Source organism: Promicromonospora sp. AC04, assembly GCF_003058225.1.
Lineage (GTDB): Bacteria > Actinomycetota > Actinomycetes > Actinomycetales > Cellulomonadaceae > Promicromonospora.
In genome coordinates, this window is the sequence record NZ_QBUG01000009.1 from 18,600 (window position 1) to 38,200 (window position 19,601).

The 19,601-nt window shown below is 72.6% G+C and carries 17 protein-coding genes; 14 read left to right on the top strand and 3 right to left on the bottom strand.

Features of this window, described 5'->3' with window-relative positions; translation table 11 throughout:
• Nucleotides 1-21 precede the first annotated feature (21 nt).
• Complete coding sequence (locus C8K30_RS31695) at nucleotides 22-1,326, bottom strand: cytochrome P450 (RefSeq protein WP_304590814.1); 1,305 nt, start codon at nucleotides 1,324-1,326, stop codon at nucleotides 22-24.
• A gap of 52 nt (nucleotides 1,327-1,378) precedes the next feature.
• Nucleotides 1,379-1,954 carry a Uma2 family endonuclease gene (locus tag C8K30_RS21630; RefSeq protein ID WP_108494988.1) on the bottom strand — a complete coding sequence of 192 codons (576 nt, stop codon included), beginning with the start codon at nucleotides 1,952-1,954 and terminating at the stop codon, nucleotides 1,379-1,381.
• Nucleotides 1,955-2,082: 128 nt separating this feature from the next.
• On the opposite strand from C8K30_RS21630, the gene C8K30_RS21635 reads away from it, so the two are divergent.
• The 11 genes from C8K30_RS21635 to C8K30_RS21690 all read left to right on the top strand — a co-directional run bounded on the left by C8K30_RS21635 (nucleotide 2,083) and on the right by C8K30_RS21690 (nucleotide 16,023).
• Nucleotides 2,083-3,345, top strand: coding sequence for a 3-oxoacyl-ACP synthase III family protein (locus C8K30_RS21635; protein WP_233257353.1), 1,263 nt, complete (start codon nucleotides 2,083-2,085; stop codon nucleotides 3,343-3,345).
• Nucleotides 3,342-4,145 (top strand): glycosyltransferase family 2 protein, encoded by an 804-nt coding sequence (locus C8K30_RS21640; protein ID WP_108495221.1) that lies wholly within the window; start codon nucleotides 3,342-3,344, stop codon nucleotides 4,143-4,145. Before C8K30_RS21635 ends, C8K30_RS21640 begins: the two co-directional genes overlap by 4 nt.
• Nucleotides 4,146-4,207: 62 nt before the next feature.
• Nucleotides 4,208-5,536, top strand: a complete 1,329-nt coding sequence (locus C8K30_RS21645; RefSeq protein ID WP_233257354.1) for a cytochrome P450 — start codon at nucleotides 4,208-4,210, stop codon at nucleotides 5,534-5,536.
• Nucleotides 5,533-7,380: a class I adenylate-forming enzyme family protein gene (locus C8K30_RS21650; protein ID WP_158281089.1), complete on the top strand. Its 1,848-nt coding sequence runs from the start codon at nucleotides 5,533-5,535 to the stop codon at nucleotides 7,378-7,380. The genes C8K30_RS21645 and C8K30_RS21650 overlap by 4 nt, the downstream gene beginning before the upstream one ends.
• Nucleotides 7,377-8,351 carry an NAD(P)-dependent oxidoreductase gene (locus C8K30_RS21655; protein ID WP_108494990.1) on the top strand — a complete coding sequence of 325 codons (975 nt, stop codon included), beginning with the start codon at nucleotides 7,377-7,379 and terminating at the stop codon, nucleotides 8,349-8,351. Before C8K30_RS21650 ends, C8K30_RS21655 begins: the two co-directional genes overlap by 4 nt.
• A 43-nt stretch (nucleotides 8,352-8,394) precedes the next feature.
• Nucleotides 8,395-10,665, top strand: a complete 2,271-nt coding sequence (locus tag C8K30_RS31370; RefSeq protein WP_233257355.1) for an ATP-binding cassette domain-containing protein — start codon at nucleotides 8,395-8,397, stop codon at nucleotides 10,663-10,665.
• Nucleotides 10,662-11,426, top strand: coding sequence for a hypothetical protein (locus tag C8K30_RS21670; protein ID WP_132233321.1), 765 nt, complete (start codon nucleotides 10,662-10,664; stop codon nucleotides 11,424-11,426). Before C8K30_RS31370 ends, C8K30_RS21670 begins: the two co-directional genes overlap by 4 nt.
• A 266-nt stretch (nucleotides 11,427-11,692) precedes the next feature.
• The gene (locus C8K30_RS21675) at nucleotides 11,693-13,573 is read left to right on the top strand and encodes an acetolactate synthase large subunit (protein ID WP_108494992.1); all 1,881 of its coding nucleotides are present in this window, start codon (nucleotides 11,693-11,695) and stop codon (nucleotides 13,571-13,573) included.
• Nucleotides 13,574-13,589: 16 nt separating this feature from the next.
• Nucleotides 13,590-14,114, top strand: a complete 525-nt coding sequence (ilvN, locus tag C8K30_RS21680) for an acetolactate synthase small subunit (protein ID WP_108494993.1) — start codon at nucleotides 13,590-13,592, stop codon at nucleotides 14,112-14,114.
• 48 nt (nucleotides 14,115-14,162) lie between these two features.
• Nucleotides 14,163-15,191, top strand: coding sequence for a ketol-acid reductoisomerase (gene ilvC / locus C8K30_RS21685; protein WP_108494994.1), 1,029 nt, complete (start codon nucleotides 14,163-14,165; stop codon nucleotides 15,189-15,191).
• Nucleotides 15,192-15,393: 202 nt separating this feature from the next.
• Nucleotides 15,394-16,023 (top strand): ASCH domain-containing protein, encoded by a 630-nt coding sequence (locus C8K30_RS21690; RefSeq protein WP_233257356.1) that lies wholly within the window; start codon nucleotides 15,394-15,396, stop codon nucleotides 16,021-16,023.
• 14 nt (nucleotides 16,024-16,037) lie between these two features.
• Here the strand turns inward: C8K30_RS21690 and C8K30_RS21695 are convergent, their stop codons facing one another.
• On the bottom strand, nucleotides 16,038-17,249 hold the full coding sequence (locus C8K30_RS21695; protein ID WP_158281090.1) for an amidohydrolase: 1,212 nt from the start codon (nucleotides 17,247-17,249) through the stop codon (nucleotides 16,038-16,040).
• Between the two features lie 227 nt (nucleotides 17,250-17,476).
• Here C8K30_RS21695 and C8K30_RS21700 point away from each other — a divergent pair, with 227 nt between their 5' ends.
• The 3 genes from C8K30_RS21700 to C8K30_RS21710 all read left to right on the top strand — a co-directional run bounded on the left by C8K30_RS21700 (nucleotide 17,477) and on the right by C8K30_RS21710 (nucleotide 19,580).
• Nucleotides 17,477-17,875: a VOC family protein gene (locus C8K30_RS21700; protein WP_108495223.1), complete on the top strand. Its 399-nt coding sequence runs from the start codon at nucleotides 17,477-17,479 to the stop codon at nucleotides 17,873-17,875.
• Between the two features lie 46 nt (nucleotides 17,876-17,921).
• Nucleotides 17,922-18,452: a pyridoxamine 5'-phosphate oxidase family protein gene (locus C8K30_RS21705; RefSeq protein ID WP_108494996.1), complete on the top strand. Its 531-nt coding sequence runs from the start codon at nucleotides 17,922-17,924 to the stop codon at nucleotides 18,450-18,452.
• Between the two features lie 69 nt (nucleotides 18,453-18,521).
• A complete protein-coding gene (locus C8K30_RS21710; RefSeq protein WP_108494997.1) occupies nucleotides 18,522-19,580 on the top strand; it encodes a 3-isopropylmalate dehydrogenase in 1,059 nt (352 codons plus the stop codon).
• Nucleotides 19,581-19,601 lie beyond the last annotated feature (21 nt).

Below are 19,601 nucleotides of genomic sequence, written 5' to 3' on the forward strand. Positions count from 1 at the left end.
CGCGCCCACAACCAAGGCTCGTCAGGTTTGGGAGACGTGTAGCTCCGACCAGGCCGGGATCAGCACACCATGGGCCGCCCGACGTCGGACGACGCGCAGCGGCCGGTCCTCCGACCACAGCATCCGCAGCAGGGTGCCGATCTCGGCTCTGGCCAGTGCCGCGCCCAGGCAAAGGTGCCGGCCGGCGCCGAACCAGAGCTGGCGGGACTCCCGCACGTACGGGCGGTCGGCGCGGAACGGGCCCGCAGCGGCGTTCGCCGACCAGACCAACAGCATGATCCGCTCGCCGGCGCGCAGGCGTGCGCCGCCGATCTCGACGTCGGCGGCAACCCCGCGGCCGATCACGGAGGCCGGGCTCGTCACCCGCAGCCCTTCGCGCACCACGTTCTCGACCGGGTCGCCCTCGCCCGGGTTCAGCAGGCGACCCGCGCCCGGGCCCGTGCCCTCGCTGCCGGCCTCGGCGAGAGGGACGGTCGCGCCCGCCCGCATCGCCGCGAGCATCCGATGCTGCTCGCCCGTGTCGATCAGCAGCGCGGTGGTGCGGCCCATGGCGCTCGCGGCGGTCTCCGTGCCCGCGACCATGAGCAGGGAGGCCAGGCCGGAGGTCTCGGTCAGCCCGAGCCCGAGCTCCCGGCAGCGGCCGAGCAGGGTGTCCGGCGGCGCGTTCCGCCAGCCGTCGGGGATCCCGGCGGTCAGCTCGGCGACGATGCCCTGTGCGGTCGCCACCTGGTCCGGCGTCAGGGTCGTCGACCCCGCGGTGTTGAGCGCGACGGTGGCCAGGCGCTCACCGGTCTCGAAGACCTGCAGCGCGCCCTCGTCGTCCGGCCAGGTTCCGCGGTGCCCAGCGGGCCGGGGGATGCCCAGCAGGCCGATGACCATGCGTCCCACCAGGACCCGGGCGAGGTGCGCGACGTCGAGCGTGCCGCCCGAGCGCAGCACCTCGCCAGCGGCGGCGACCCGCTCGCCCCACGCGGTGTGCACGAGGTCGCGGGAGACGGCCTCCGTGAAGAGCTCGCGGGTGCGGGATCGCAGGTCGTGGTGGCCGGCGCCGTCGAACAGGTCGAGCACCCAGTCGCCGAGGATCTGCGCCCACAGGTCGCCCACTCCGCCCTCGCCGAGGATCGTGAACGAACGGTGGTCCTGCAGGACCGCGCGGGCCACCACAGGGTCTGCCGTGACCCACCCGATGCCCGGCACCTTGCGGATCGGCGAGCTCTTGACGGGCCAGCTCTGGGCCGCGGTGCCCGCCAGGAGCAGGCCGGCCATCGCAGGCCGAGCGCGGTACAGAAGGCCCAGCTCGTGCCGGGTGGTCGGAAAGGTCTGCATCACAGCCGCCACACTATGGGCAGGTGCTTCTCGCGCGGCGGCGGCCCGCCGCTCAGCCGTACAGGCCCTGGACGTCCAGCTCGATCGGGAACGGCAGGTCGACCTTGAGGGTGTCGCGGAAGATGCCGATCGGGACGTAGGTCCTGGTCATGTCGTCGAGCTCGTAGACATGAATCGTCGTCGACGCGTTGCCGTCCTCGTCTTCGACCCGCCAGAAGTGGCTGATGCCGGCCTCGGCATACTTGTGCGGCTTGACTGCCTTGTCGCGGTGCTCGGACTCGGGCGAGACCACCTCGACCGCCAGCACAATGTCCTTGGCCTCGTACCAGGTCGCGTCGTGAGCTATCGACACGGTCGAGGCGATGACGTCCGGCTCCGGCCGGTTGTGCTTGTCCAGGCGGACCGTCATCTCGCTGTTGACCTCGATCCCTTCCGGCGCCTGGTCGTTGAGGGCATTGTCGAGCGCTTTGATGACACGGCGGTGCCAGTTGCGTTGAGGGGACATCATGAAGACGAGGGCTCCGTCGATCAGCTCGGTGTGGCGGGGAGCGTCCGGCAGATTGTCCAGGTCCTCAGCAAGCCAGCCCTCCGGGCGCGGAGGGCGCATCCAGTCGGGGAGCTCGGCCATGGCACCACGGTAGCAACGCGCAACAGGCGTGTCATGACTCGGCGCTACTGCTGTCGATCGCATGCCTAGACGTTAATACGTCTAGCTGTCATCGGTGCGCGATAAGGGGTGCCGCTACCCTGTGCCGAGTGCTTCCCGAACCAGCCGCCGTGCTGAGCCCGGCACCCACCCGACCCACCGAGCCCTCTGCGCCGTCCCAGCAGCTCCGGCGGGCTCCCCACCCCGTCGCCCGCATCGCCGAAGTGGCCGTTCACCTGCCCGAACGCACGCGGGACGTGGCCGAGGCGGAGCGCGACCTGCACCGCAGGAACCCGCGCGTCGCGCCGCGCATCCCGATGGTGTCGCGCCTGACGGGTGTGCGCCGCGTCCATGTGGCCGACGACGACCAGCAGGCCTCCGACCTAGCCGTCGCCGCCTCCCGCACCGTCCTGGACCACGCGGGCCTGGGACCCGAGGACGTCGACCTCCTGATCTTCGCGTCCGCCACCCAGGACATGGTCGAACCCGCCACCAGCCACATCACCGCGGCCAAGCTGGGCGTCCGCGCGCCGGTGATGGACGTCAAGAACGCCTGCAACTCCGTGCTCAACGGCATCGAGGTGGCCGAGGCGCTCATCGGCACCGGCCGGTACCGCCGGGTGCTCGTCGCCTCCGGCGAGATGCCGACGCGCGGGGTCCGGTGGGACGTGCCCGACCGCCGCACGTACGCGATGTCCGCGGCCGGCTACACGATGTCCGACGCCGGGGCGGCGGTGCTCGTCGAGGCGACCGACCCGCCGTCCGGCGCGGCGCCATGGAACGGGGGCACCTCCGGAGGCTCCAGCGACTTCGAGGACGACCTGGCCGCTGAGCTCGCGGGCCTGGTCGATTCCGGGACCGATTCCGGGATCGACCCCCGTACCGGTGCTAAGACCGATCCCGGGACCGACCCCGGGACGCGGCCCTCGGGCATCCTGGCGTCGGTGTTCACCGCCGAGTCGCAGCACTGGGACGTCGGGATGCTGCCGGGTGGTGGCACCGTCAACCCACGCGACCCGGAGCGGACCTACTTCGAGATCGACGGGTCGCGGCTGCGTGAGGCGTTCCTCGCGCTCGGGCCGGGCCCGGTCGACCAGGCCCTGGACCAGGCGGGCGTCACCATGGACGACGTCGCGCTCGTCGCCGTGCACCAGGTAGCGGTCGCGTACCTCGCGGACGTGCACCGGGCGCTCGGTGTGCCGGCCGACCGCACGATCCTCACCGTGGCCGATCACGGCAACATCGCCTCGGCGACGCTGCCGCTGCAGCTCGTGACGGCACTGGAGTCGGGCCGCCTGAAGCGGGGCGACGTCGTGCTGCTGCTCGGCCTCGCGGGCGGGATCAGCATGGGCGCGATGGTGGTCCGGTGGTGAGCGACGCTCCCGGCACGCCGGAGGGCACGACGGCGCAGCGCCCGCGCCTCGCCGTCGTCGTGCCGGCGCTGAACGAGGCGCACGACCACGGGATCCTGCGCACGCTCGAGGCGCTGCACGCGCAGGAGGACGACGACTTCGACCTGGTGGTGGTGGACAACGCGTCCACCGACGGCACGCCCGATGTCGTGCGCAAGGCGATCGCGGAGTGGGGTCGGCTGCGCTGGCAGGTGGTCGCCGAGCCGCAGAAGGGGACGGGCGCCGCCGCCGACACGGGGATGCGGGCCGCCATCAGTCTCGGGGCCGAGCTGCTGGCCCGGACCGACGCCGACTGCCTGCCGCCGCCCGGGTGGACGCGCGCGGTGCGGGCGGCGTTCGCGTCGGGCGACGAGCTGGTCGCAGGAAGGCTCGTGCCGCGCACGGACGACGTGCCGGTGTCGCGGTTCCAGCAGGGCGTGCTGTCGTTCGCGCTGTGGGCGTCGAGCACGTTCGGCAAGGTCCGCCCGGGCAACCAGGACGCGGGGTACCTCGGGCCGTACGTGATGACGCCCGGCTGCAACATGGCGATCACGGCGTCCCTGTACGAGCGGGCGGGCGGGTTCCCGCGCACCCGGATCGAGGACGTGCACGAGGATCGCGCCCTGGTCAACGCCGTGCGGCGGCTGACAACGCGGTACGCGGAGCACCGCGAGGTGTGGGTGCGCGCCTCGACGCGCCGCGTGCACGCGTGGGGCCTGGTGCGCACGCTCGGCTGGTACGCCGACCACCGGTACCGCCCCGAGCTGGTGGACATCCGATGAGGGCCGTCCAACTCGCCGGGCGGCGATCGACCACAGCAGTTGCTGCCAGGACGAGGCTGGCCTTGGCAGCAGCTGCTGTGGTCAGTCGCCGCCCGCCGGCGGCCGGCGCACTGGGCGACGGCGCGGCCTCGCCCGAGGTGCTCTGGGAGGAACACGTCCAGCGTGCCGCGCACCCGCTCGCCTACCCCGCGCTCCGGTCCGCGCGGAACCGGCCGGTCGTGCGCGTGCCGCGTATCGGGGTGGTGGTGAGCGACGCAGCGATCGCGCGCGAGGTGCTGCTCGACCTGGACCACTTCTCGAAGGTGGGCCCAGGGGCGCCGTCGGACCTGTGGACGCCCGTGCTGGGGCCGTCCGTGCTGCTCAACATGGAGGGCGCGGAGCACGCCGCGCTGCGGCGCACGCTCGGGCTGCTGTTCTCGCCCCGGGCGGTGCGTGAGCTCGTGTCCGCGGACGGTGCGGACGGTGCGGACGGCGGCGGCGTGCTGCCGGAGCTCACCCGGCGGCTTGCCGCGGGGGAGACCGTCGACCTCGCGGCGGCCGTGGCCGCGCAGGCGGGGGCGGTGATCTGCGGGATGGTCGGGCTGCCGCCGACGGACGACGCCGTGCGCTCGTCCATGGCCGCCGCGCAGACGATCACGGGGATGGTGCGGCTGCATCGCCGCGGGCTCACCCGGTCCCAGGTGGCGCAGGCGCGGGTGGTGCTGGAGCGGCTGACGGCGCCCGCGCGCGCCGCCTACCGCGCGGGCGACCCGGCCACCGTGCCCGGTCGGATGCGCGACCTTGGGCTGTCGGAGCGCGAGGCGATGGGCGCCGTCGGCGCGTTCGTGCTCACCGGGACCGAGACCATCCAGTCGTTCGTGCCGCGGCTCGTCGCGATCGCGCACGACACCGGGTGGACCGCCCGCCTGCTCGCGGACGACGCGCAGCTGCGCCGTCGGGCCGTCGAGGAGGGGCTGCGCGTCACCGTGCCGACGCCGGCGATGCTGCGCTCGGTGCGGGCCTCCGCCTCGGTGGGCGGCGTCCCGGTCGCCGCCGGCGATCGCGTGGTCATCGCCACCGTGAACTGCTGCCGGGCGTCGGGCGGCTTCGATCCCGACCGGCCCGTCGACCCCGCTGTGCGGCACCTCTGGTTCGGTGCGGGCCCGCACTTCTGCCTCGGCATGCCGCTTGCGATGGCGCAGGTGGACGCGGTGCTGGACGCGCTGGCGGCTGCGGCGTCGGATGGCCGGGTCCCGGTCGTGGGGCGGCGTCGTGCCGCACGCGGTGTGCTGGTCCCGGCCTACCGGTCGCTGGAGCTGAGCCTGCGCGGCGAGGGCCCGCGGGAATCGAGGCCGCGGGGCGGCAGCCTGCCGGACGCGGGCCGGGGCCGGGCACCGGAGGAGACGGCGTGACGAACTTCCTGGACGACCTGCTGGCCGTGGCGCGGAACGCGCCCGACGTCGTCGCGTTGCGCTGGTTCGGCGGGAGCCGGTTCGGCGGGAGCCGGTTCGGCCGCCGCGATGGGGCGCTGGTGCGCGAGGAGGTCACGTTTGGCGACCTCGCCGAGCGGGTCGAGCGGACGGCGGCCGGCCTGCGAGCGCAGGGCATGGCGCCCGGCGACCGGGTGCTGTTCAGCATTCGCCCCCGGCCCGAGGGCGTGATCCTGTGCCTCGCGGTCCTGCGCGCGGGCGGTGCCGTCGTCTTCGTGGATCCCGGCTCGACGCCGGAGCTGTTCGCGGCGCGGATCGCGGCGGCCAAGCCTCGCTGGGCTGCGACTGAGGCGCTGCTGTACGCGGCGTCGTCCGGTCCGCTGCGGGGGATCGCCCGGTCGCGCGGGCTGCTGCTCCCGGACTACGGGCGGCTGCCCGTGCGGCACCTGTACAGCGGCGGCTGGCTCCCGGGAGTGCCGCGCGGCGCGCGCCGCGTGGCGAGCCTCGCGGGGCGGGTCGCGGCCTCCGGTTCGCTGCTCGGTTCGTTGCTCGGTTCGGCGCCTGGTTCGGCGCCTGGTTCGGCGCCTGGTTCGGCGCCTGGTTCGGCGCCCGGCTCGGTAGCCGAGGCAGCACCGCGGACGGCGCCCGAGGCGGCTCCGGAGGGGGAGGACCGGGAGGCGCTGATCGTCTTCACCTCCGGGACGACGTCGGACCCCAGGGCAGTGGTGCACACCGCGCGCACGCTCGGCGGCATGCTGGGCCTGTTCGCGCAGGTCGGCGACCTGAAGGCCGGTCAACGGGCGCATACCGACCAGATGTTCCTGGGGCTCCCGGCGATCCTCGCGGGCGGCACCTGGGAGATCCCGGCGAAGGCGCCCAAGGAGGCGCCGGAGGCGTTCACGCGCGGCGTCGCGGGGGCGGACTCGTCGTTCCTGGTCCCCGCCGACGTGACCGCGCTGCTCGACGTCCTGGAGGCGCGGCACGACCCGGCTTCCGCGGACGGCGGTGCGGACCCAGCGGTAGGGCCGGCCGTGCTGGCGGTCGGCGCCGCGCCGGTCACCGTAGCGCTGCTCGAACGTGGCCGCCGCATCCTGCCCGGCACGCGCTGGCTCGCCGTCTACGGCGCCACCGAGATCCTGCCCGCGGCGATGACCGACGCCGACGAGAAGATCGTCGCCGCGGCGTCCGGCGACCTCGTCGGCCGCCCGCTCGACGGTATCGGCGTCCGGATCGACACCGCGGTCGTCGACTTGGACGACGACCTGGCGGCCCCGTCCACGACCTCGGACGGCGGGCCGGCGGTGGGCGAGCTCGTGCTGACCGGGCCCTCCCTGATGGCCGGCTACCTGTCCGACCTCGACGCGGGCAAGCCGCGCGCGACCGAGCACCGCACCGGCGACCTCGCCTACCAGGACGCCGACGGCCGGATCGTGCTGGTCGGCCGCAACCGGGACATGATCATCCGCGGCACGGTGAACATCTACCCGGGCTTGTTCGAGCCCCGGCTGCGGGACCTGCCGGGGGTGGCCGACGCCGTCCTGGTCGGCGTCCCCGTGCCAGACGGCGACGAGCGGGTGGTCCTCGTGGTGACGGCGGAGGGCGGGTCTCGACGTGAGCCGGGAGGCGCGGGCGCTCCCCGGGTCCGGACCGACACCGACCTGACCCGGGCCGTCGCGGACCAGGTCGGGCAGGTCCTGGACCACGGCGCCCTGCCCGACCTGGTCGTCGAGGCGTCGCACGTGCCGCTCACCGGCCGCTCGCAGAAACCGGACCGTCGTGCGCTGGTCAACTTGGTTTCACCACTCACGGGTACAGTGCGCGCATGAAGGTGGCTGTGACCGGTTCGTCAGGTTTTGTCGGAGGGGCCGTGGTCCGCGACCTCGCGGCGCACGGGCACGAGGTGGTCGCGTTCTCGCGCCGGGTTCCTCGCCTGCCCAGCGAGATCCTCCATCAGGTCGCCCACCAGTTCTGGGACCTGCGGGACGGCCCGCTGGCCAAGGAGGACCGGCCCGAGCACGTCGACGCCGTCGTGCACTGCGGCGCGGCCGTGGGCGACGGCGGCAGCCACGCCCGCGCGTGGGTGGTCAACGTCGAGGGCACACGTGCCGTGCGCGAGACCTTCCCCGACGCGCGGTTCGTGCACGTCTCGTCGGGCAGCGTGTACGACCCCCGCAAGCCGAGCGTCGCCGCGACCGAGGCGGAGGCGCCCGCGCACGGCTACGTCAACGCGTACGGCTCCACGAAGGCGGCCGCCGAGCGCTACCTCGCGGCCGACGCGGGGCGCGAGGACCGCGGGCCCGTCGTCGTGCTGCGGCCCCACGCGGTGTACGGACCGGGGGACACGACCCTGCTGCCGCGGCTCGAGTCCGCGGCGATCGGCGCCTGGCTGCCGATCCCGGGCGGCGGGAAGGTGCGTCAGCACCTCACGCACGTGGAGACCCTGGCCCATGCCGTGCGAGCCGCCCTGGACGCGGACGTCGAGCCCGAGATCGCGGCCGGCAAACCGCTCGTCGCGAACGTGGCCGACGCCAGGCCCATCGACCTCGACGAGACGATCGAGCTGCTGATGTTCGCCCGGTTCCGGCCCGTGCAGGTGGTGGGCATCCCGATCCGGCTGGCGAACGCCCTGGCCTGGGCCGGGGAACGGCTGGCCCGGTGGACCGGGCGCGAGCCGCGCCTGTCGCGGTACGCCATCAGCCACCTCGCGATGGAACGCACCTACGACCTCACGGTGCTGCGCGAGCGCCTCGGCGTGGACCCGGCGCCGACGTCGCTGCACGGCGCGATGAGCTGGTAGCCGTCGAAACAGGGGCTTTTCCGGAATGCCCTACCCTGTGCGGGTGATCCCGGAGAGCGACGTCGCGATCGAGACGCTCGGGCTGCGCAAGGCGTACCGCTCGGTGCGTGGACGGGTCGTGGGCGTCGACGGGCTGGACCTGCGGGTTCCGGCCGGTGGCGTGCACGCGCTCCTCGGGCTCGCGGGCTCGGGCAAGACCACCACGCTGCGCCTGCTCACCGGCCTCGCCCGCGCGGACGGGGGCGCCATGAAGGTCTTCGGCACCCACGTCCCGGACGGCCTGCCCGACCTCGCCGGCCGCATCGGCGCCGTCGTCGGCGAACCCGGGTTCCAGGCCCGGCTGAGCGGCCGCCGCAACCTGGCCCTCCTCGCGAGCGCGGCCGGCGTGCCGCGTGCCCGGGTCGACGAGGTGCTCACCCGGGTAGTCCTGGCCGACCGTGCGAAGGCCGCCTTCGGCACCTACTCGGCCGACGAGGAGCGCCGGCTGGCGCTCGCTGCCGCCCTGCTGCGCGATCCCGACCTGCTCGTCGTCGACGACCCGAGCGCAGGGCTCGACGCCGTCGGCACCCGCGAGATCCGCCAGGCGCTGCGTCGCCTCGCGGACCAGGGCAAGACCGTCCTCGTCGCGACCGGCGTCCTCACCGAGGCGCAGCAGATCGCGGACACGGTAACCGTCCTCGACGGCGGCCGCGTCCTCGTGCAGGGCGCCGTCGCCGAGCTGCTGGGCGACGCCAAGGTCAGCGTCCGGGTGGGCATCGACGAGCCGGGCAAGGCTGCCGCGGTCCTGCGTACAGCGGGTTTCAAGGTCCGGGCCGACGGCGACGTGCTGCACGTCGACGACGTCGCCGAGCCCGCCGACATCGGGCGGGCGCTCGCCAAGCAGAAGCTCTTCGCGAGCGAGCTGGTGCCGCAGCGGGAGGATCTGGCGGCCGTCGTCGGGCGGCTTCGTCCGGTCGTGGCGCCGACTCCGGAGCCGCTCAGCCGCGCCGAGGAACGGGCTGCCCGCAAGGCGGCCGAGCGGAAGGCAGCGGACCGGAAGAAGGCCGCCGACCAGCGCAAGGCCGACAAGGAAGCGGCCGCGAAGCAGGCCGCGGCCGCGGAGAAGGCAGCCGAGGACGCCGCGGCGAAGCAGGCGGCGATCGACGCCCGGGCCGCGGCCAAGGAGGCGGCCCTCGCGGAGCGGGCTGCCGCGAAGGAGGCGGCGCTCGCGGAGCGAGCTGCCGCGAAGGAAGCCCGGAGGTCGGCTGGAAAGCCCGCCGTGAGCGGCATCGCATTGGCGGGGGAGCGGGCTGCGGCGGCTGCTGCGCCGGGACCGGCCCCGAAGCCCGCTGCGAAGCCTGCCGCGAAGCTCGCTCCGAGCCCGGTCTCGAAGCCCGCCTCCAAGCCGGTGCTGAATCCGGCCGGCAACGCGGCGTCGCCGAAGGTCACTCCGAAGGCCCTGCCAAAGTCGGCCGCGAAACCGGCGAACGCGGGGAAGACCGAGGTAAAGGCGGCGGCCGCCGCGGAGACCGACGCTCCGCCGAAGCAGTCGAAGCTCGCGCAGCGGCGGGCCGCGTTCGACGCCAAGGTCGCGGAGAAGCAGGCAGCCGCCGAGGCGCGGCTCGCCGAGCGGAAGGCGGCCGCTGACGCGAAGGCGGCGGAGAAGCAGGCGGCCGCAGACGCGAAGGCGGCTGCGAAACAGGCGGCCGCGGATGCCAGGGCGGCCGCGAAACAGGCCAAGGTCGAAACCAAACAAGCCCGGATCGACGACAAGCAGGCCAAGATCAACGACAAGGCCGCGCAGAAGCAGGCGGCGATCAACGACAGGGCGGCCAAGAAGCAGGAGGCCGCCGACGCTCGCGCCGCCCGGCTGGCGGCCCAGAAGAAGGGCGCCACGGCGCTCCTGAGCCGGCGCGCGGCGGAGACCTCGGGCGGGCAGGTAGAGCCGGGCGGTCGCGACCAGGGAACGACGACGGCGGCCGCTCCGGCCGGAAAGCCGAAGCCGGCGGCCGACAAGGCCCCGTCGGGGTCGGACGACGCTGAACCGGAGGAGGTCGAGCTGGACGACCTCGAGCTGGACGAGCTTGATTCGGAGTCCGGCGAGCTGGACGACCTTCAGCTGGACGACGTCGAACCGGACGACGTCGAACCGGACGACGTCGAACCAGACGACGTCGAACCAGACGTGTGGGAGTCCGAGGACTCGGATCCGGACACCCCGCAGCCGGGCCCCCAGCAGGACCGGGCCCGGCGCCAGGGTCAGGGACGACAGAACCCGGGGCAGCAGCGACCGGGCCAGGGCCGGGGCAAGAAGCGCTCCAAGGGGAGACGATGATGGGTCTGCTGTGGGCCGAGCTGCGCCGGTTCGGCGTGCGCCCGGCGATCCGGTGGATAGCGGTGGCGATGCTGGCGCACGTCGCGCTGGCGGTAGTGCTGACGGCCTTCGCGCCGGAGGCGTCGACGCTCGCGGCGATGATCGAGCAGGGGCAGATCTCGTTCTACGCGATGACGTCGGTGTTCCTCGCGTACGTGGCGGGCGTGCTGCTGGTGACGGGCGAGGCGGCGTCGGGCGGGACGCGGGCGCTGCTGACCGTCGAGCCGCGCCGCGGCCGCGTGTACTGGAGCAAGCTGGCGGCCGCCGGGCTGGCGGTGGTGCCAGGGATCGCGGCGGCCTACGCGTTGCTGGCTTCCGGCATGTACTGGGTGCACGCGCGCGCCGGCGTGCTCGGCGGTCCGCCGTCGGACCTGGTGTACGCGATGACGTGGAGCGGCGTCCGGGTGCTCGCCCTGGCGGTGTGCGCGGCGGTCGGCGGAGCGGCGCTCGGCGTGCTGGTGCGGCGCTGGTGGGTGGCGGTCGCGCTCGCGGTGGCGTGGTTCCTGTTCGAGGAGCAGGTGGTGCTGAGCGCGGCGTCGGGCGTCCGGGACTGGTTCCCGTTCACGAGCGCGGACGCATGGGTCCGGGGTACGCGGACGGTCCTGTCCGGCGACGGGCTCCTGGCGGTCCCGCTCGTGCACAGCGCGCTCCTGCTGCTGGGCCTCACGGTGGTGCTGACCGTGCTCGGCTCGGTAGTGTTCCGGCATCGGGACGTGCGCTGAGGCCCGGAATCCTGCGGCTGGACCGCCGTCGTGTCTCGGATCGTGGGACCTTCGGCCCGCTGGGTGACATCGCCGAAAATTCGGCGTAACGTGCGTCACGTGCAGACGATCATTCTTGTAGTACTTCCTGAGCGCGCGGCCTAAGCCCAGCACAGGCATCGTCCGCGCGCTCACCCTGGCAGTCCTTCTCACCAAAGGACCCGGGGTTTTTTTGTTGTCACGAACGCTCGCTCGCCCCGGACGGGGCGCGACGGCAGGAGAACCGTATGACCGGCACACCGACACCCGCACAGATCGCCGCGCGCGCCGAGGCGCGTGACCAGGTGCGCACCGAGCTTCGGTCTCGCGTGGTAGGCGGCAAGACCGAGCCCGAGGCAGCCGCGCCTCGCGTCGGGCCGGAAGAAGTCACGGGCGCCGAGTCGATCGTCCGCTCGCTCGAGGAGATCGGGGCCGACACCGTCTTCGGCATCCCCGGCGGTGCGATCCTGCCCCTGTACGACCCGTTGATGGACTCCGCCAAGCTGCGCCACATCCTGGTGCGGCACGAGCAGGGCGGCGGCCATGCGGCGTCGGGCTACGCCCACGCGACCGGCAAGGTCGGGGTGACCATGGCGACGTCGGGCCCGGGCGCGACGAACCTGGTGACGCCGATCGCGGACGCGCACATGGACTCGATCCCGCTCGTGGCGATCACCGGTCAGGTGGGGGCCGCGGCGATCGGCACCGACGCGTTCCAGGAGGCCGACATCGTCGGCATCACGATGCCGATCACCAAGCACAACTTCCTGGTCACCGACCCGGACCAGATCCCGCGCACCATCGCGGAGGCGTTCCACATCGCCTCGACCGGGCGGCCGGGGCCGGTGCTCGTGGACATCGCGAAGTCGGCGATGCAGTCGCGCACCACGTTCTCGTGGCCGCAGGAGCTCGACCTGCCCGGCTACCACCCGGTGACCAAGCCGCACTCGAAGCAGATCCGCGAGGCCGCGAAGCTGCTGGCCACGGCCCGGCGGCCGGTGCTGTACGTCGGCGGCGGCGTGATCCGGTCGGGGGCGGCGGACCTGCTGCGCAAGCTGGTGGACCTGTCCGGTGCGCCGGTGGTGACCACCCTCATGGCTCGCGGAGCCGTGCCGGACAGCCACCCGCAGCACCTCGGCATGCCCGGCATGCACGGCACGGTGCCCGCGGTCGCGGCGCTCCAGAAGGCGGACCTGGTGTTCGCGCTCGGCGCCCGGTTCGACGACCGCGTGACGGGCAAGCTGTCGAGCTTCGCGCCGCTGGCGGCCATCATCCACGCGGACATCGACCCGGCCGAGATCGGCAAGAACCGCGAGGCGGACGTCCCGATCGTGGGTGACCTCCGCGAGGTCATCGGCGACTTGCTGCCCGAGCTGGCCAGGGAGCACGAGGAGCACGGCAAGCCGGACATCGAGGGCTGGTGGCGTCAGCTCGACGAGTGGCGCCGAACCTACCCGCGCGGCTACACCGCGCCGGAGGACGGCCACCTCGCGCCGCAGCACGTGATCCAGCGCCTCGGCGAGCTGACCGGGCCGGACGGGATCTACGTCGCGGGCGTCGGACAGCACCAGATGTGGGCGGCGCAGTTCATCAGCTACGAGCGGCCGAACACCTGGATCAACTCCGGCGGGCTCGGCACGATGGGCTACTCCGTCCCCGCGGCGATGGGTGCGAAGGTCGGCCAGCCGGACAGGACGGTCTGGGCGATCGACGGCGACGGCTGCTTCCAGATGACCAACCAGGAGCTCGCCACCTGCACCATCAACGACATCCCCATCAAGGTGGCGGTGATCAACAACAGCTCGCTGGGCATGGTGCGGCAGTGGCAGACGCTCTTCTACGAGTCGCGCTACTCCAACACCGACCTGCACACCGGGCACGGCACGATGCGCGTGCCCGACTTCGTGAAGCTCGCCGACGCGTACGGCTGCGAGGGCATCCGCGTGGAGCGGGCCTCCGACGTCGACGCCGCGATCAAGCGGGCCAACCAGATCGACGACCGGCCCGTGGTCGTGGACTTCACCGTCTCGCGGGACGCGATGGTGTGGCCCATGGTCGCCGCCGGCGTGAGCAACGACGACATCCAGTACGCACGCGGCATCTCGCCGGCGTGGGACCGAGAAGACTGAGCGAGGACTGAATCCCATGTCGAGGCACACCCTGTCCGTGCTCGTGGAGAACAAGCCCGGCGTGCTCACGCGCGTCGCGGGGCTGTTCGCCCGCCGCGCGTTCAACATCCACTCCCTGGCGGTGGGCCCCACGGAGCACGAGGAGATCTCGCGCATCACCGTGGTGGTCGACGTCGAGGAGCACCCCCTGGAACAGGTCACCAAGCAGCTCAACAAGCTCATCCACGTGATCAAGATCGTCGAGCTCGAACCCGAGTCGTCAGTGCACCGCGAGCTGCTGCTCGTCAAGGTGCGGGCCGACGCCGCCACCCGAACCGGGGTGCTGGAAGTCGTCGAGATGTTCCGGGCGCGCGTCGTCGACGTCGTGCCGGACTCCGTGGTGATCGAAGCCACCGGGCCCGCCGCGAAGCTCGACGCCCTCCTCTCGGCGCTGGAACCGTACGGCGTCCGTGAGATCGTCAAGTCCGGCACACTGGCCATCGGCCGGGGCGCCCGGTCCATCACCGACCGTGCGTTCGAGCGCGCGGTGCGATCCGCCTGAGACCGACCGAGTCTCTCCACCCGATTTACGAACTGAGGAGCAAGAACCGTGGCTGAGCTGTTCTACGACGATGACGCCGATCTGTCGATCATCCAGCAGAAGAAGGTTGCTGTGATCGGCTACGGCAGCCAGGGACACGCGCACGCCCTGAACCTGCGTGACTCCGGTGTGCAGGTGACCGTAGGCCTGCGCGAGGGCTCCGCGTCCCGTGCGAAGGCCGAGAACGAGGGCTTCACCATCGCCACCGTGCCGGACGCCGTCCGGGATGCCGACGTCGTCGTCATCCTCGCGCCCGACCAGGTGCAGCGGCACCTGTACGCCGAGGACATCGCGCCGAACCTCAAGGAGGGCGCGGCGCTGGTCTTCGGGCACGGCTTCAACATCCGGTACGGGTACATCAAGCCCGAGGCCGGGCACGACGTGCTGATGGTCGCCCCCAAGGGTCCGGGCCACATCGTGCGCCGCGAGTTCGCCGACGGCCGCGGCGTGCCCGTGATCGTCGCGGTGGAGCAGGACGCGTCCGGCACCGCCTGGGACCTGGCCCTCTCGTACGCCAAGGGCATCGGTGGCCTGCGCGCCGCCGGTATCAAGACGACGTTCACCGAGGAGACCGAGACCGACCTGTTCGGTGAGCAGGCAGTGCTCTGCGGCGGCGCCTCGCAGCTGGTCCAGTACGGGTTCGAGACGCTGACCGAGGCCGGCTACCAGCCGGAGGTCGCGTACTTCGAGGTGCTGCACGAGCTCAAGCTGATCGTCGACCTCATGATCGAGGGCGGCATCGCCAAGCAGCGCTGGTCCGTCTCGGACACCGCCGAGTACGGCGACTACGTCTCCGGGCCGCGGGTCATCGACCCGCACGTGAAGGAGAACATGAAGGCCGTGCTGGCCGACATCCAGAACGGCGCCTTCGCGGCGCGGTTCATCGCCGACCAGGACGCCGGCGCCCCCGAGTTCAAGGAGCTGCGGGCCAAGGGCGAGCAGCACCCGATCGAGGCCACCGGCCGCGACCTGCGCAAGATGTTCGCGTGGATCAAGCCGTCCGACTCGGACTACGTCGAGGGCTCGGCCGCGCGCTGACCTCGCCGCCGCTGTTGTCCCAGGGCGCGTAACGGCGCTCGGGGAATGCCTGCAGATTCGGGGTGGGTTGCGCTGCGTAGACGTTGTCTACGCAGCGCAACCCACCCCGAGCTCGTTGTGTCTCCCCGCGGAGGGTCCCGCGCGTGTCCGGCCGACGGCGGGCTGGGTGCCCGAGACCTGCGGGTACTGGCAGGATGTCCCCGTGACCGATGACGTGACGCCCGAGAACACCGAGCGCGACTCCGAGCTGGGCTCCGAGCTCGACCCTGAGTCGTTCGACTCCGAGACGTTCGACCCCTCGACGTTCGACCCTGAGGCGGTGCCCGTCGAGGACGCGGAGCTCGCCGCCGAGGTCCTGGACTTCTGGGCCGCGACCCGCCAGTACGCGGGCATGGCGAAGGCGAGCATCGTCGTCGGGCAGACCGTGAGCGAGACCGTGCCGCCGCAGGCCTGGTCGTTCGGCGACGAGCCCGAGCTCGCGGAGAAGCTGCTCGGCGCGGTCCTGGCGGGGGACAAGACGGCGACGTCGTCGGCCCTGTGGGACTACGACGACGAGGGCGCGCCGCTGCCGGTGATCGGCGAGCTGTCGATCCTGCTCGACGGCGAACGCCACCCGCGGGCGCTGATCCGCACCACGAGCGTCGAGACCACGACGTTCGAGGAGGTCGACGAGGACTTCGCCGCCGCCGAGGGCGAGGGCGACCGCACCCTCGAGTCGTGGCGCGCCGACCACGAGGCGTTCTGGCGCCGGACGCTCGCCGAGGGCCGCGAGTTCGCGCAGGACATGCCGGTCGTGTGCGAGCAGTTCGAGCTGCTCTACCCGAAGCCCTGACCCGTCCGTAGCCCTCAGCGCGCCGCGAACTCCGCCTGCGCGCGCTCGACGACAGTGGTGTCCCGGAACGCCGCGAGCGCTACGGCCGCGAGCATCGTTGCGCCGTCGGTGATCGCCGCCGCCGCGTGCGGCCCGTTGGCGGCGGCGGCGAACTCGCGGGTGTGCGCGGCCAGCTCCGGCTCGAGCTCGATCATCGGGTGGATCGCCGGCACGACCTGGCTGACGTTGCCCATGTCGGTCGACCCGCCGGCCGGTGCGTTGAGCTGCGGTTCGCGGCCGAGCGCCCGGTAGGCGTCCGCGGCGAGCTCGACGAGCGTCGGGTTCTGCACGAGCGAGAAGTACGGCGGGGTGTTCTCGACCGCGCGCATCGTGGCGCCGGTCGCGATGGCCGCCCCCTCGAAGCAGGCGCGGACCCGGGGCACCACGTTCTCGAGCAGGTGCTCGCGGTCCTGGGCGCGGATGAACGCGCGGAGCGAGGTGTGCTCCGGGATGATGTTGGGCGCCTGGCCGCCATCGACGATGATCGCGTGCACGCGGACGTCGTCGGTCAGCTGCTGGCGCAGCAGGCCGATCGCCGTGAGCGAGAGCGTAGCGGCGTCGAGCGCGTTGATGCCGAGCTCCGGGCGTGCGGCGGCGTGGCTGGCCCGGCCGTCGAAGTCGACGTCGAGCGCGATGCGGGACAGGCTCGAACCGTCGACGGCGTTCAGGCCCGCGGGATGCACCATGATCGCGAGGTCGACGCCGGTGAGCACGCCGGCCTCGATCATCGGGACCTTGCCGGCCGCGCCCTCCTCGCCCGGGCTGCCGATGACCACGAGGTTGGCCGCGACGGGTGCCTGCTCGAGCGCATCCTTGACGAGCAGCCCGGCGCCGAGCCCGGCGGCCGCGATGATGTTGTGGCCGCAGCCGTGGCCGATGCCTTCGAGCGCGTCGTACTCGCAGAACACGGCGATCGTCGGCGCGCCGTCGGCGTCCGCCGTCGACCAGCGTGCGACGAACGCGGTCTCAAGGCCGGCGTAGCCGCGTGTCACGGCGAAGCCGGCCCGCTCGAGCTCGGCCGTGAGCCGGGCGGCCGCGTGCACCTCGGTGAAGCGGATCTCGGGGTGCGCGTGCAGGTCGGCGGCTACGTCGACGAGTGTCGCCCGGCGGGTGTCGAGGAGCGGTCGCAGCTCCTCGACGATCGTGGCGATCGGCGCGGTGGCGGTCAGGGGCTCGGTGGGCTGCACGAGGGTCCTTTCGGTCCGAGGAGCACGAGAGACAGCCCGCCAAGTGTGCTCACCCGGGATTTCGCGCCGGTTTCGTGCGCCGCTGCGCGATGTTGATGGGCTCCGTGCGAGGTGGACGACCGGCGAGCACGGAACTCATCGGGAGTGTCGGTGTCTCGTCCTAGTCTCTGGGCATCGGCCTGGATCGCGGGCTGAGGGCCACGGAGACGCAGGGAAGGGTGATGGCGATGGCGCTGCGCTGGTACTCGACGGTGGTGGAGTCCACCGATCACAAGAAGTTGGCCCGCTGGTGGGCCGAGGCCCTGGGCTGGGAGGTCATCTTCGAGCTGGACTCGGAGGCGGTGCTGGTGCCGCCGTGGGCGCTCGGTCTCTCGGAGAAGCTGGACTTCCACCAGGTGCCGCCGGGCATGGTGTTCGTCCCGGTCGAGCACGAGAAGTCCGGCAAGAACCGCCTGCACTGGGACTTCGCGCCACACACGAGCGACGACCGGGACGCCGAGATCGCCCGGCTGGTCGAGCTGGGTGCGAAGGTGATCGACGTCGGGCAGCCGGACGATGCGACCTGGACCGTCCTGGCGGACCCGGACGGCAACGAGTTCTGCGTGCTCTCGGCGCGGGAGCAGTAGTCCGGCGGGCCGATGAGTTCTCGTCGCCGGCGTGGTCCACCGGGGTATGAAGACAAAGAACCTCGCAGACCTCTATCACCTCCCGACCCTCGACTGGGCTCCCGTCGCGGCGAGCCTCGACGGCCTCACGCAGGCGCCGGGCACCGGTGGGCCAGACCGGCACTCGCACTGGCTCACCACGATCAACGCGGACGGCAGCCCGCACGTGACCGGCATCGGGGCGATCTGGCTCGACGACGCGTTCTGGGTGGTGTCGGGCCGCTCCGCGCGCAAGGCCAGGAACCTCGAGCGGGACCCGCGGTGCACCATCGCGGTGGCGACTGATGACTACGACACGGTGGTGGACGGCGTCGCGGAGCTGGTCACGGACCCGGCCGTGGTGGCCAAGGTGTCCAAGCAGCTCAGCGACGGCGGGTGGCCGTGCGAGACGGACGAGTCAGGCACGGCGCTCACCGCCCCGTACAGCGCGCCGTCGGCGGGACCGGCCCCGTGGCACGTGTACCGCGTGACCCCCACGAAGGCCAACGCGCTGTACGTGAAGGACCAGGGCGGTGCGACGTCCTGGTCGTTCGACTGAGCCGCCCGGTTACGTCCATTCCGTGAGACCCGCGTCTCAGCCGAGTGGTCGCGCGCGTAGGCTCCGGACATGGCACAGGTGGGCACGACAGACGGCATCGACCTCGCAGTGGTCGCAGGTGACGGCATCGGTACCGAGGTCGTGGAGCAGGGTCTCTCGATCCTCGAGGCGGCGCTGGCGCCGTCGGGCACCAAGCTCTCCACCACCGAGTTCGACCTCGGCGCGCGCCGCTGGCACGCGACCGGCGAGACCCTCACCGACGAGGACCTCGAGCGGATCAAGGGCCAGGACGCGATCCTCCTGGGTGCGATCGGTGACCCGTCGGTCCCGAGCGGTGTGCTGGAGCGCGGCCTGCTGCTCAAGCTGCGTTTCGCGCTGGACCACTACGTGAACCTGCGCCCGACCAAGCTCTACGAGGGTGTCTCCAGCCCGCTTGCCGACCCGGGCGAGATCGACTTCGTCGTGGTCCGCGAGGGTACCGAGGGGCCGTACGTCGGCAACGGCGGTGCGCTGCGCGTCGGCACGCCGCACGAGATCGCCACCGAGGTCAGCGTCAACACCGCGTTCGGCGTCGAGCGCGTGGTCCGGGACGCGTTCGCCCGTGCCGCTGCCCGCCCCCGCAAGCACCTCACGCTGGTGCACAAGCACAACGTGCTGGTGCACGCCGGTCACCTGTGGCGCCGTACGGTCGAGGCTGTGAACGCGGACTTCCCCGACGTCACCACCGACTACGCGCACGTGGACGCCGCGACCATCTACCTCACGACCAACCCGAGCCGGTTCGACGTGATCGTGACGGACAACCTCTTCGGCGACATCCTCACCGACCAGGCCGCCGCGATCTCGGGCGGCATCGGGCTGGCCGCGTCGGCCAACATCAACCCCGACCGCACCGCGCCGTCGATGTTCGAGCCGGTGCACGGCTCGGCGCCCGACATCGCGGGTCAGGGCAAGGCCGACCCCACGGCGACCATCCTCTCGGTCGCCCTGCTCCTCGACCACCTGGGCTTCGCGGCCGAGTCCGCGCGGGTCCAGGCCGCCGTCGCGGCGGACCTCGCGGCCCGCGGCGACGCTGTACGCACGACCGACCAGGTAGGCCGCGACATCGCGGCCCGCGTGACCGGGTAAGCACGCTGCACGACGGCGGCG